Below are 14,157 nucleotides of genomic sequence, written 5' to 3' on the forward strand. Positions count from 1 at the left end.
CGCCTGCCAGCCGTCGTCGAACTCCTGCCGGAACATGCCATGCTCGTAACGCAGGCCGTGCCCATACGCGGCGTAGCCCAACGCAGCCAGGGAATCGAGATAGCAGGCCGCCAGCCGACCCAAGCCCCCGTTACCCAACCCGGCATCGGGCTCGACGTTTGCAAGGCTTTCCCCGTCCGCGCAGGGCCACCCGGCGGCCTTGCCAAAATCGGCGGCGACCCCCAGCGCCAGCAGGTTGTTCTTCAATAGACGGCCAATGAGGAACTCCAGGGATAGATAGTGGACGATCTTCTCGTCCCCATCGGGAGCCATCCCACCCCGCTTCTCCAAGGCGATCTCGCGCAAGGCCAGGCAGGCGCAAACCCACTGGTCATATTCCGTGGCTTCGCCCTTGCGCTTTCCCCGCGCGGACATCAGGAACCTCTGCATGCGCCGGTCCAACGATTCCTGCGCCTTGCCCCGGGGCACGACTCCATTCTGCTTTGACTTCCCGCTCATGTTGACACCTCCTTACCCGGCTTCCTTTCGCCCCCGAGCCACTTCGTCAGCATCGCCGCCAGCGCCTTGGCCGAAATCGGCTTGGCGATGTAGTCGTCCATCCCCGCCTCCAGGCACTTCTCCCGGTCGCCCTGCATGGCATGCGCCGTCATGGCGACAATTGGAATGCGACGCCCTTCATTCTGACCCCTGACGCCTGACTCCTGACTCCTGATCCGCCGCGTCGCCTCCAGCCCGTCCATCTCGGGCATCTGGATGTCCATCAGGACCAGGTCGTAGCGTTCGCGTTCCAGCGCGGCGATGGCCTCGGCGCCGGTGCCGACCGTGTCGGTCCGCACACCCAGTTTCTTCAAGACGCCCTCGGCGACCAGCCGGTTAACCTCGTTATCCTCCGCCAGCAGAATCCGCGACGCACGAAGAAAGTCGGCATTGCAGCCGATGCCCTTTTTCTCCGGCGCATCCCCCCCGTCACGCTCGAAGCCAACGGTGAACCAGAAGGTTGCGCCCCGCCCCTCTTCCGATTCGACCCCGATCTTGCCGCCCATCAGCTCCGTCAGTTGCCGCGAGATCGCCAGCCCCAGCCCCGTGCCGCCGAACCGCCGCGTGCTGGACGGATCAATCTGGCTGAACTTGGCAAACAACAGATCCTGTTTGTCCGCCGGAATCCCAACCCCCGTGTCGCTCACCGTAAAACGCAGGCGAACGCTCTGCTCTCCGACCTCCGACCTCTGATCTCCGGCTTCCGTCTCCCGCTCCACGCGCACCGTGATCTCGCCCTTCTCCGTGAACTTCACGGCGTTGCCCGCCAGATTCACCAGGATCTGCCGCAGGCGGATCGGGTCGCCGCACAGCCGGTCGGGCACCTCCGGTGCCGCCGCGCAGATGAATTCAATGCCTTTCTGCTGCGCCCGCAACGCCAGCGGGGCCACGGCTTCGTCGAGCAGTGTGCGCAGGCTGAAGTCGCTCCGGTCGAGCGTCAGCTTGCCGGCCTCCATCTTGGAGAAGTCGAGGATGTCGTCCAGCAGGGCCAACAGGGATTCGGCGCTATTCATGGCCGTCTCGGCGAGCCGCCGCTGCTCGTCGTTCAGCTCCGTGTCGAGCAACAGGCCGGTCATGCCGATGACCCCGTTCATCGGCGTGCGGATCTCGTGGCTCATGTTGGCCAGGAACTCGCTCTTCGCATGATTCGCCGCCTCGGCGCGGAGGCGGCTTTCCCTCAATTCCACCTCCGCGCGATGGCGTACGCTGATGTCGCGGAGCAACACGATGGCACCGGGCCGACCCCGCAAGCGCGACGTCACGACATCGATGGGGAATCGCGTTCCGTCGCGTTTTATGCCGACAGCCGTTCCCATATGGAACCCGACTCCATCCAGTGTCGCGCGAACGCCGGCTGTTTGTTCCTCGGGCGGGCGGTCGTAGAGCGTGTCCGTCTTTCGCCCGATGATCTCATCGCCATCGTAGCCGAACATCGGTTTCACGGAGGGGTTGCACATCGTGATCGTCCGGTCCGGGGCGATGACCAGCAGGGTGTCCGGTGTGATGGCGGAGACGATCCCGCGAAGGTCGTCCTCCTGGCGAACGGCCGCGCGCCACTGACGATGGGCCGCCCACATCAGCAGCAGCAGCCAGAAGAAAAGGGCGTTGGTGAGCCATTGCTCGACCGGCAGATCGGTGTAGCCGGACGCCAGACGCCTGACCCCCTGGCTCAGGTGGATGGAAAGCCGGTACGCGGCCAAGGTCAAGGCGATGAGAATGCTCAACCACAATTGCCGATGCTCCCTCCGGTCAAGAGGCGCGGCCGAGCAACCCGACTTCCGGCTTTCAGTCATTGCATGACCTCCCCGAGCTTCGCCGCCAAATCCGCCTTCGAGAACGGTTTCTGGATGAAATGCACGCCTTCGTCCAGCACGCCGTGGTGGGCGATGACGTCGGCGGTGTAGCCCGACATGAAGAGGCGTTTGAGGCCGGGATGGATGGATATGAGGTTCCTGGCCAGGTCGCGGCCGTTCATCTCCGGCATCACCACATCGGTCATAAGCAGGTGGATCGGACCGGTGTGTTCGCGGGCCAGACGGATGGCCTCGCCCGGGGTCCCGGCCGCGATCACGGTGTAGCCCATTCCTTTCAGCATCAACCCGGTCGACTTGAGGATCGCCGACTCGTCCTCCACCAGCAGGACCGTTTCATGGCCGCGCGCGACCGGTTCTTCGGAAGCTTTCTCCGCCGGCCGGTCCGTCCTGGCGGCGTGGCGCGGCAGGTAGATCCTGAAGGTCGTGCCCTGACCCGGCTCGCTGTAGACGTTGATGAAGCCCTGGTTCTGCTTGACCGCGCCGTACACCGAGGCCAGGCCCAGGCCGGTGCCCTTGCCCAGCTCCTTGGTGGTGAAGAAGGGCTCGAAGAGATGGCGGAGGGTCTCCGCGTCCATGCCGCAGCCGTTGTCGCTCACCGCCAGCAGGACGTACTCGCCGGGCACGAACCCGGCGTGTTCGGCGCAATAGGCTTTGTCAAACGCGACCGCGCCCGTCTCGATGGTGACCTTGCCCACGCCGGCGATGGCGTCCCGGGCATTGACGCAGAGATTAGCCAGGATCTGGTCGAGTTGGGAGGGGTCCATGCGGACCGGCGCGAGGTTCCCCCCGGGCAGCCAGGCCAGATCAATGTCCTCGCCGATGAGCCGCCGCAGCAGCTTGAGCATGCCCTCCACGGTCTCGTTGAGGTCAATGACTTTCGGGGCCACGGTCTGTTTGCGGGCAAAGGTCAGCAGTTGGCGCGTCAAGGCGGCGGAACGTTGGGCGCACTTCTGGACTTCCTGCAGGCACTCCCGCGCCGGGCTTTCCGGTGGCAGATCCTCCAGCGCCAGCGCCGTGTTGCCCAGGATCGCCTGGAGCATGTTGTTGAAGTCGTGCGCCACGCCCCCGGCCAGCCGGCCCACGGACTCCATCTTCTGGGCCTGGGTGAGTTGGGACTGGAGTTTCTCCTTCTCCTTCTCGGCCTGTTTGCGTTCGGAGATGTCACGCACGAAGCTCTGCACGCGCCCCTCGCCCTCGCGCGAAATCACACGGGCACTGACGCTGACATGCAACGGCGTGCCATCCTTGCGCCGATGAACGCCTTCGAAGAGCAGCGTGCCCTCCTCAATAAGTGTCGCCATGCGTCCTGGCATGGTGGCCGCCTCCTCCGGGGAATCGATCAACTGCAGACCGCCGGCGAGCAGTTCCTCGCGGCTGTAGCCCGTCTGACGGCAGGCGTTCTCGTTCAGGTCCGTAATGATGGCCCCGGAAATCGTGGATGTAGAAGGCGTCATTGAGGTGCTTCACAATGCTTCGGTAGCGAGCTTCCTGACGCTGGAGCATCTCCTCGGCCCGCTTGCGCGCCAACGCCACGCCGATACTGGCCGCGATCCCCTCGAAGAAGCGTATCATCTCCGCAGTGAGACAACCCTTGCGGCGGTCATTGAGCTGCAACAGACCGATAATCTCATGGCCGCTGCGAATGGGCATGAGAGCAACCGACTGGAAACCGGCATGGATGCAGCGGTTCCTCGGATGAAGCCTGGGCTCCTGATCGGGCGGAATATCGAGCAGCGGCATTGAATCGTTCGTCCAGAAACTGCCGCCCGGTGTGAAGAGCGGATTGGATGGGTCTGTCTTCTCCGATAGAACCAGGCCGCAAGTGCACTCCAGAGAGACTCTGCCGTCCTTGCCCCGGCAAATACCGCCATCGCGCCCGCGCTCGACCAGCGAGTTCTCGGCGAGAAGGAACTCCTCGGAGAATCCGTTCTGGACAAAATAGGGGTAATCTTCGTCCTTGCGCAGCCGGATGCCCACCGCATCGAAGCCTGTCTCGCGCTTGATAGCGCCCAGTATGCGGTCGATGGCATCCGGAAACGGAACAGCCTCATTAAGTATGCCCAGTATCTCCGCCGCCAGCCCCTGGCGCCCCTCCGCCCGCTTGCGTTCGGTGATGTCGCGGGTCACGCCCACGATACTCAGCAGCTCGCCGCGCTGGTCCCGCACAGGTGTGGCGGAGAATTCCACCCACAACTCCCGCCCGTCCTTGTGGCGCACTTTGTTCACCGCCGAGTCGCTGCCGGAATCCGTCTTGCTGCGGAGTCTGTCGAAGAGATCCGTCACAACATCCAGATAGCCCGGCTGGACGAAAACGCCCCAATCCAGCGACTCCCACTCCTGCAAGGTGTAGCCAAAGAGATGTTCGGTGGAGGGCGACAGGTAGGTGAAACGCAGTCCGGCGTCCATCACCCAGATGCTGTCGGATGTGTGGTCGGCAATAAGCCGGTATCTCGCCTCGCTCTCCCGCAGGGCCTCCTCCGCTTGCTTGAACTCCGTGACATCCGGAAACACGACGACCCCGGCCACGATCTCGCCTTGGGCATTGCGCACCGGGGCGGCATTGGCCAGGACGTGCCGAGGTTCGCCATCGCCGCGGCGGATGATCACTTCCTGGTTCTTGACGGTCTCCCCTTTGAGAATCGCGCGCGACAGCGGCAGATCCTCCGGCGCCACGGGAGTTCCGTCTGGCCAGAAGGTGAGCCAGCGACGGGGATGCAGTTCGGCCGGGATGCCTGTCAACGGCTCGGCACTCTCACCGCGGATGCCCAAGGCGGCGGGATTGGCCACTCGGATCGTCACATCGGGCGCATCGGCGATCAACATTCCCGCGGGGGTCTGTTCGATGGCGGCCTGGAGCAGGGCCATGGTTCGCGCGAGTTCTTGCTCGGCCCGCTTGCGCTCGGTGATGTCCTCGAAGGCGACGCCGACCATGTTGCCGGGCAGCGGGAACGCGCGCACGGAGAATGACGCCAGCAACACGCGGTCGTCTCCATACGACAGGTCCTCGAAAGTGATGGCGGTCTGGCTGCGCACCACTTCGGCGTAGCGCTGCGGGACGCCCTGGGCCCGCAAGCCGGGGAAGTTCTCGTCGAGCGTCTTGCCCACCACGTCTTCCGGCCCGAGGCCGATCAAGGTCTTGACCGCCGGGTTGGCATACACCATGCGCAGTGTCCGGTCGTCGGAAAGGTCCTCGATGCGATACAGCATCAGGCCGACCGGGACGTTCTCGGTGATCAACTGCGCCTTTCGCAACTCCTCGCGCTGGCGGTATTCCACGGTGACATCGCGGAAGACCAGCACCGCGCCGGAGACCTTGCCCGAGGCGTCGCGGATGGGCGCGCAACTGTCGGCGATCTGATGCTCCGCGCCGTCTTTGGCGATGAGCGCCGTGTGGTTGGCCAGGCCCACAACCACGCCCTCGCGGAGGGCGCGGAAGACCGGGTTTTCCGCCGCTTCGCGGGTGTTGGCGTTGACGATGCAAAACACCTCGCCCACGGGCTTGCCGGCCGCCGCGGCGGTGGTCCAGCCGGTGAGCGCTTCGGCCGCCGCGTTGAGGCTCACCACCGCGCCCGCCGCGTCGCAGGCGATCACGCCATCGGCGATGGAGCGCAGCGTGGCCGCAAGATGCTCCTCGCTGGCGCACAAGACCTCCTCCGCCCGCTTGCGCTCGGTGATGTCCTGAAAGGTGCAGGCGAACTGCCCCGGGGCGGGACGATAGGCGGTCACTTCAAAATGCTTTCCGAGGTCGGCGCTGTGGTTCATGAATTGAACCGGTTCGCCGGTGAGCGCCACCTTGCCGTATGTTTCGATCCAGTGCCGCTCGGTGCCGGGCAGAACTTCCAGGACGGTGCGGCCGGCGATGTCCCCGGCCTTCAGTCCGGTCATACGTTCGAATGCCGGGTTGACGGCCAGGAAGCGGTAATCCACCGGCGTTCCGTCCGTATCGAGGATGATCTCGTGCAGGGCGAAGCCGTCCAGCATTTCGCGGAACAGGGCCTGGTATTTCTGTTCGGCCTTGCGGTGCGCGGTGATGTCGCGGCTGATCGAGAGCACGGAAGACACCGCGCCCTGCGCGTCCCGTTCAGGAAGGATCCGCCAGTTGAAGATGACGGGGCCGGCCTTGCCCTCGAACGTAAACTCGGTCTCGAAGGGCTGGCCGCTGTCGAACACCTGCCGGATGGCATCCTCCCAGAACCGGCACTGCGCCTCGGGAAAGCCCAGTTCGGCGTGGGTCTTGCCGATGAACTGCGCGGCCTCCATGTCCACCGTTTCGCGGACATTGTCGGAGACGAACAGATGCCGCCCCTCCCGGTCGAAACGCATCACGATGTCGGGCAAGCCATCTACCAGCGCCCGGTGGGTTTCCTCACTCTCGCGCAGCTCGCGGGTGCGCGCTTCGAGCAGGTCCTCGGACCTTAGAAGGGTGCGCTCGCGGCGGGCTCGGGCGCACAGCTCGACCAGCGTCTCCGGCAGGAACGGCTTGTGCAGGCAGGCCGCGGCCCCGCGTTTCATCCAGTCCAGTGCTCGCCCGGGTGACGGGTCGCCGCTGATCAGCACGCAGGCACACCCGGGTTGGTCGGTCCGGAACGCATCGAGCAAGCTGTCGCCCGTTCCGTCCGGAAGGTAGTAGTCAAGCACGGCCACATCATAGGGCGCCAGGGCAAAGGCATCCCTGGCTTCGCGAAGGGTGGCCGCGGCATCCGCCTGGTAGCCATGGGCGGCCAGGGCCTTGCAGAGCAAGTGCGCCAGGTCCGCGTCGTCCTCGACAATCAGCACCCGGGGCCGGGGGCGCGCCACTTTTCCCAAAAGCAGCGCCCTGACGTTGGCGACGAACGTCTTCCCGTTCACGGGCGCGGGCAGAAAGGCGTCGGCCCCGGCGTCGGTGGCGATGCGCTCGGGGTGGTCCCCGGCAAAGGTGGCCGAGACAACCAGGATGGGAACCTTGTTGAAAGCGGCGTACTCGGGCGAGCGCAGCAGGCGGCAGAACCGCCAGCCGTCGAGACCCGACATGTAGAGGTCGGTGACGACGATGTCGGGCGGGGCTTCGGGATTCATGGCGGCCAGCGCCGCCTCGGCCCCGGCAAAAGGCAGGGGCTCGAGGCCCGCCTTGCGCGCCAGCGCGCACAGAACGTTGAGCTGGGTCGTATTGTCGTTGACCACCACGGCCGTCGCCTTGTTCTTGTTTTCGCTCATGGCGTTACCTCTCTGGAACTGAACCACGGATGAACACGGATGGACACAGATAATGAAAGGCGCGGCCCCATCCGTGTTCATCCGTGGTTCTCATGGCGCCATTCCTTTCTGTGTCCATCCGTTGTCCGTGGTTCCACTTCAAGTCTCCATTTTTCGGGCCAATTCCGGATACAGCTTCTTTATGCACTCCGGGCAAATCCCGTGGCTGAACTTGGCCTCGCTGTGGTTGCGGACATAGACCTCGACCTGCTGCCAGAACCCGGTGTCGTCGCGAATCTTCTTGCAGCTCGCGCAGATGGGCACAATGCCGCGCAGGGTCTTGATCTCGGCCAGCGCCCGTTGCAGTTCCCCGATCTTCCCGGCCAGGGCGTCCTGCGCCTCCACCAGGCGGCGGCCCACCTCGACGCGGGCGCGCAGCTCGCCCACGTCGAAGGGCTTGGCCAGGTAGTCGTTGGCCCCGGCGTCCAGCCCGGCGACGATCTCCGCCTTGTCCGTCTTGGTGGTGAGCATGAGGATGTAGGGCGGCCGGTCGCTTTCCACGGCGCGGATCCGGCGCAGGACTTCCAGCCCGTCCATCTCCGGCATCATCCAGTCGAGGATGACCAGCCGGGGCGCGTCCGGTTGCTGGAGCGCTTCCCAGGCTTCGAGGCCGTTGACGGTCTCCACCGGCTCGTGCCCGGCTTTCCTCAGCACCGCCGCCAGCATGCCGCGGCTGGTCAAATCGTCTTCGGCGATCAGGATGCGCATGGGGAACCCCCTGGATCAGTATTCATTCTGACGCCTGACTTCTGAATACAGGCTTTCAACTCTGCAAACGAGATTGCCAGTTCACCCATCCGCGCGTTCATGCGCTCCAGGTCTCCTGCCTTGCCCGCCTGCTCCAGTTCGAAGGCCAGCGCCCGCAGGGCCTCGCCGCCGATGCTGCCGGCCGCGCCCTTGATGGTGTGGGCCTGCCGCTCGGCCCCGGCCGCGTCACCGGCCTCCAGATAGCCCCGCAGGACCTCGATCTGCCGGGGTATATCCTCCAGGAACCCTCGAAGAGTCGTTTCGGCCAGCGCCTCGTCGCCCATCAGCCGCTCCAGCATCCCCGCCCGGTCCCAGACGGCAATCTTTTTGCCGCGAGACCTGTCCACATCCATCTTCTTCTCCCCCCCATCTTCGTCCCGATCCTCGTCTATCCCATCTTCCCGATTCGACGACGATCGAGACAACGATCGGGACGAAGATTTCTTCACTTGGCCATTGGATATTCCGTGTTGGCTATTGGATATTGATTCCTCCCCATCCTTCATCCATCCGCCTTCATCCTTTCTTGCCGGCAGCCATTTCGCCAGCATGTCCGCCAGCGCCTTGGGCGAGACCGGCTTGGCGATATAGTCGTCCATCCCCGCCTCGATGCACTTCTCCCGGTCGCCCTGCATGGCATGCGCCGTCATGGCGATGATGGGAAGGCGGCGCCCTTCATGCTGACTTCTGGCTTCTGACTTCTGACTCCTGATTCTTCTCGCCGTCTCCCGCCCGTCCATCACAGGCATCTGGATATCCATCAGAACCAGGTCGTAGCGTTGTTTCTCCAACGCGGCGATGGCCTCGACGCCGGTGCCGACCGTATCGGTTCGCACGCCCAGTTTCTTCAGGATGCCCTCGGCGACCAGCCGGTTAACCTCGTTGTCCTCGGCCAGGAGGATGCGCGGCGCATCGGAATGGACGGGCGCGGAAGCGGAGACCGGCGTCGTCGTCACGGACGAAGACGCAGCCCGGGCGGCGATCGCTTCGTGCAGGGCGTCGAAGAGCGTTGAGGCGCGCACCGGTTTGGGCAACCAGGCGTTGACTCCGGCCTGCTTGAAGAGCTTGCTCTCGCCGACGTTCCCCATCGAGGTCAGCAGGATCAGCCGCATCGCCGCATGGGCGGGCTCGTGCCGGATGACTTGCGCCAGCGCCAGGCCATCCATGCCCGGCATCTGCATGTCCAGAATCGCCGCGCGGAAGGCGATCCCTTCTTCCTGCGCTTTGCGCAAGACCGCGAGGGCGGACGGGCCGTCTTCTGCACACTGAACACGGAAGCCCCAGGCCCGGAGCTGCGTCATCAGCACCTGCCGGTTCGTCTCGTTGTCATCCACCACGAGGATACGTGCGCCATGAATATCCACTGGCGCGGTTGCCGCCCGGACGCCGGATTCGCTTCCGTCCAAGGCTTCTTCCTTCCCGCCCCGGTCCAGCCGGAGCGTGAACCAGAATGTCGTGCCCCGGCCTTCTTCCGAATCCACCCCGATCTCACCGCCCATCAGTTCCGTCAGTTGCCGTGCAATCGCCAACCCCAGCCCCGTGCCGCCAAACCGCCGTGTGCTGGACGTATCCACCTGGCTGAACTTCGCAAACAGCAATTCCCGCTTGTCCGTCGGAATCCCAATCCCCGTGTCGCTCACCGAAAAACGAAGACGTATTTGAGACTGATCCGTCCGATCCGACGGATCCTCTGCGTCGGCAAGACTCACCCGCACCGCGATCTCTCCGCGCTCGGTGAACTTCACCGCGTTGCCCGCCAGGTTCACCAGAATCTGTCGCAGGCGGAGCGGATCGCCGCACAGCCGGTCCGGTACATCCGGCGCCGCGGCACAGATAAACTCGATTCCCTTCTCCTGCGCCCGCAGGGCCAGCGGAGCCACGGTTTCGTCGAGCAGCTTGCGCAAACTGAACTCGCTTTCATCGAGCGTCAGCTTGCCGGCCTCCATCTTGGAGAAGTCGAGAATGTCATCCAGCAGGGCCAACAGCGATTCGGCGCTGCTCATCGCTGTCTCGGCAAAACGGCGCTGTTCGGCGTTCAGCGCCGTATCGAGCAACAGGCCGGTCATGCCGATGACCCCGTTCATCGGCGTACGGATCTCGTGGCTCATGTTGGCCAGGAACTCGCTCTTCGCCCGATTCGCCGCCTCGGCTTTCTCGGCCAGCACGTTTGCCCGGCCCATGGCATCATTCAACTTGCGGTTCGTATCCAGCAGTTCCTGTTCGGCCCGCTTGTGCCGGGTGACATCCTGAAGCATCACCAGATACCCGGTGATCTCGCTCCCGTCCGTTTGGAGCGTCAGGGAACGCAACTGCCATATCTGGTTCCGCAGAATCACATTCCGTTCCCCGTTGGCGCCGACGTTGCCGGCGTCGGGACTCCGGTGAACGTTCGAGACACCCTCCACGCAGTCCCGATGGAAGTCAGGATCGCGGAGTATCCGGCCGCCGACGGGATTCGCGTTGACGATGCGCCCCTGCCGGTCAAGCACGAACAGCGCATCCGGCAACTGTCGGAACAGGGCATCCAGTGCATGGGGAAAGGCATCGAAAAGCCCCGCGCGAAATACGCCGTGGAAGATCAGCAATCCCATGGCCGCGAATCCCACCGGGGTCAGGTCCAGGAATCCTCCGGGCTTGAACCCCAGGACGTAGATGATGTTGACGGGAAAGGAGAGCGCGGCACCGGCCAGGACATAGCCGACCCGTTTGCGGTCCATCCCGCGTACCCGGTACAACAGCCGTGCCAGCAACGCCACCGCGGCGCCCACGCACAGATAGGAATAAACCAGATGAAGCCACCAGAGAGGTCCCGGCGTCAGCACTTGATGGAAAAAACCGCCGAACTCGCCCTGGCGCACATCCGAATAGAACAGACGATGCTGTGGATTGGTGGCCACGAGCCCAACCACCACGCACGGGATCAGAAAGAGCAGGACGCCACGCCACCGCGTCAGGAAGCACCCTTTGCCCGCGTAGGTGACGGCAAAGCCAAGCAGGCATACCGGCACGATTGTCAGCCCGACATAGGCAACGCTGGTGGTCCAGCGCATCGCCGCCAGACTGCGCATGCCCAGTTCGACGGCATACGCCAGCGACCAAACCGAGACGCCACCCGTCAGCGCCGCCATCCATGCTGCCGACGGCATGGCTTCGCGACGCCGCCAGGCGCACACAGTCAACGCGAGGCTGATTGCCCCCGCCAGCCAGATCGAGAGGATGGCCAACCACAACATGCTTCACCATTTCCAGAGGGGGAAAGCGATCCACGCTTCCCAGTAGGAGTCCATATAGGCCAGGGTGTTGCGCGCCGACTCCAGATGCCAATAGCGCAGTTCGACGAATATGGGGATCGGCAGCACGCCGTTCTCGTAATCCGTCATCCCGTCGTACCCGACCGCCAGCTTGCCCCAGAGGTAGTCTTTGCCGGAGGCGTCGCGGACGCCGTCGGTCCTGCCCGCGCTTTCCTCACGGTACCATGCGCCGGCCGTGCCGGTCAGCCGTTTGCCCAGCCAATACGTTTTCAAGTCCAGTTCATGCGTCATGTACCGGCCCGGGGTGTGGCGCACGCTGACAACCCCCTCGCCGGGCCGGAATATGTCCCGGCTGCCTTCCAGGGGATATTGCAGTTCAAAACGGTAGTTCAGGCTCGCATTCGACCATAATTTGAAATCCACAACATGATTGAAGAGCGCGGCCTCGCTCTCGCGGGTGCCGACATTCAGCTTTTCCGTGTTGTGCGAGAAGTCGGTTGCCGTCTCACAGGTCCGCCACCCGGCCCCTGCCGTCCCGGTCCAGCGGGGCGTCTCTAAATACTGATGGTAGAGCCAGACATGCGCGTCTCCCCATCCGTCGCCCTTGAGCGTCTCAGCGCGAATTCCCATCGCCTCCAATTGCCCGAGGATCGCGTGATCCAGTGGCGGCGGCGCATGTACATCCACGCGCTGGCGAACCTCGCCGCGGAAATAGGGAAGCTGCAGGTGCAGCGTGGTCCGGGGCGTCAATCCGGCGTAGAGATCGAGGACAGTGAAGTTATAGTCTGCCTCATAACGGCCCGCGATCAGATCGGCGCCGAGGGCGGCGTTGATCTGGTCCACCAGTTCGGCGCCGATCGGAGCGGCGTGCCGGCTGTTGTCCCAGGCCCTCCGGTATTCGAGCGGGGCAAAGGTAACCGCTACGGCCCCCACTCCCTCCGGCACCACCTGCGCCGAACCGGCGAGGGCCGCAAGGGGTGCAATCCCCCACGGTAGCATCCAACCCAAAACAAAACTTAAGCCGATTCTGCGGTACGCAAGCAGTCCGTATCCTCGCCGATCATCCACCTCTCGCCCTAAAAACGCGAATTGCATGACTATCGAACGCTTCATGTCTTTGCCCTTTCTTCGAGTTGCTGGTCCCCCATCCACTTCGCCAGCATATCCGCCAACGCCTTGGGGGAGACCGGCTTGGCAATGTAGTCGTCCATCCCCGCCTCGATGCACTTCTCCCGGTCGCCCTGCATGGCATGCGCCGTCATGGCGATGATGGGAAGGCGACGCCCTCCATGCTGACTCCTGACTCCTGACTCCTGACTCCTGATTCTTCTCGTGGCCTCCAGCCCGTCCATCACGGGCATCTGGATGTCCATCAGGACGAGGTCGTATCGCTCCCTCTTCAACGCGGCGATGGCCTCGGCGCCGGTGCCGACCGTATCGGTCCGCACACCCAGTTTCTTCAAGATGCCCTCGGCGACCAGCCGGTTAACCTCGTTGTCCTCGGCCAGCAGGATGCGCGGCGCATCGGGACGGACGGGCGCGGAAGCGGAGACCGGCGGCGTTGTCGCGGCCGACGGCGGGATCCGGGCGGCGAGCGCCTCGTGCAGAATGTCAAAGAGCGTCGAGGCGCGCACCGGTTTGGGCAACCAGGCGTTGAGCCCGGCCTGCTTGAAGCGCTTGCTCTCGCCTGCGTTGCCCATTGAGGTCAGCAGGATCAGCCGCATCGCCGCATGGGCGGACTCGTGGCGGATGACCTGCGCCAGCGCCAGGCCATCCATGCCCGGCATCTGCATGTCGAGAATGGCCGCGCGGAAAACGATCCCTTCTTCCTGCGCTTTGCGCAAGACCGCGAGAGCGGACGGGCCGTCTTCTGCACACTGAACACGGAAGCCCCAGGACTGGAGCTGCGTCATCAGCACCTGCCGGTTCGTATCGTTGTCGTCCACCACGAGGATACGCGCGCCACGAATATCCACCGGCGCGGTTGCCGCCCGGACGCCGGATTCGCTCCCGTCCAAGGCTTCTTCCTCTCCTCCCCTGTCCAGCCGGAGCGTGAACCAGAATGTCGTGCCCCGGCCTTCTTCCGAATCCACCCCGATCTCACCGCCCATCAGTTCCGCCAGTTGCCGCGCAATCGCCAGACCCAGCCCCGTGCCGCCAAACCGCCGCGTGCTGGACGAATCCACCTGGCTGAACTTCCCGAACAACAGATCCTGTTTGTCCGCCGCAATGCCAATCCCCGTGTCGCTCACCGAAAAACGAAGACGTATTTGAGACTGATCCGTCCGATCCGACGGATCCTCTGCGTCGGCAAGACTCACCCGCACCGCGATTTCTCCGCGTTCCGTGAACTTCACGGCGTTGCCCGCCAGGTTCACCAGGATCTGCCGTAGGCGGGTCGGATCCCCGCACAGCCGGTCCGGAACATCCGGCGCCGCCGCGCAGATGAACTCGACCCCCTTTTCCTGCGCCCGCATCGCCAGCGGGGCCACGGTCTCGTCGAGCAGTTTGCGCAGACTGAAGTCGCTCCGGTCGAGCGTCAGCTTGCCGGCCTCCATCTTGGAGAAATCAAGGAT

The 14,157-nt window shown here is 64.2% G+C and carries 8 protein-coding genes; all 8 read right to left on the minus strand.

Translation table 11 applies throughout. The features are described from left to right. A partial coding sequence (locus FJ222_09465; protein ID MBM4164650.1) for a glycogen/starch/alpha-glucan phosphorylase occupies positions 1–498 on the minus strand: 498 nt, incomplete at its 3' end. Further along, positions 495–2,330, minus strand: a complete 1,836-nt coding sequence (locus FJ222_09470; protein ID MBM4164651.1) for a response regulator — start codon at positions 2,328–2,330, stop codon at positions 495–497. The genes FJ222_09465 and FJ222_09470, both read right to left, overlap by 4 nt. Beyond that, positions 2,327–3,805: a response regulator gene (locus tag FJ222_09475; protein MBM4164652.1), complete on the minus strand. Its 1,479-nt coding sequence runs from the start codon at positions 3,803–3,805 to the stop codon at positions 2,327–2,329. Before FJ222_09475 ends, FJ222_09470 begins: the two co-directional genes overlap by 4 nt. Then, positions 3,636–7,625 carry a PAS domain S-box protein gene (locus tag FJ222_09480; GenBank protein ID MBM4164653.1) on the minus strand — a complete coding sequence of 1,330 codons (3,990 nt, stop codon included), beginning with the start codon at positions 7,623–7,625 and terminating at the stop codon, positions 3,636–3,638. The genes FJ222_09475 and FJ222_09480 overlap by 170 nt, the downstream gene beginning before the upstream one ends. A gap of 57 nt (positions 7,626–7,682) precedes the next feature. Beyond that, the gene (locus FJ222_09485; GenBank protein ID MBM4164654.1) at positions 7,683–8,291 is read right to left on the minus strand and encodes a response regulator transcription factor; all 609 of its coding nucleotides are present in this window, start codon (positions 8,289–8,291) and stop codon (positions 7,683–7,685) included. Continuing rightward, on the minus strand, positions 8,279–11,563 hold the full coding sequence (locus FJ222_09490; protein MBM4164655.1) for a response regulator: 3,285 nt from the start codon (positions 11,561–11,563) through the stop codon (positions 8,279–8,281). Before FJ222_09490 ends, FJ222_09485 begins: the two co-directional genes overlap by 13 nt. A 3-nt stretch (positions 11,564–11,566) precedes the next feature. Next, positions 11,567–12,589 (minus strand): hypothetical protein, encoded by a 1,023-nt coding sequence (locus FJ222_09495; protein MBM4164656.1) that lies wholly within the window; start codon positions 12,587–12,589, stop codon positions 11,567–11,569. A 101-nt stretch (positions 12,590–12,690) separates the two neighbouring features. Beyond that, positions 12,691–14,157, minus strand: a 1,467-nt coding sequence (locus tag FJ222_09500; GenBank protein MBM4164657.1) for a response regulator, incomplete at its 5' end; no start/stop codon positions are given.

The sequence above is a fragment of the Lentisphaerota bacterium genome (assembly GCA_016873675.1).
GTDB lineage: Bacteria > Verrucomicrobiota > Kiritimatiellia > RFP12 > JAAYNR01 > VGWG01.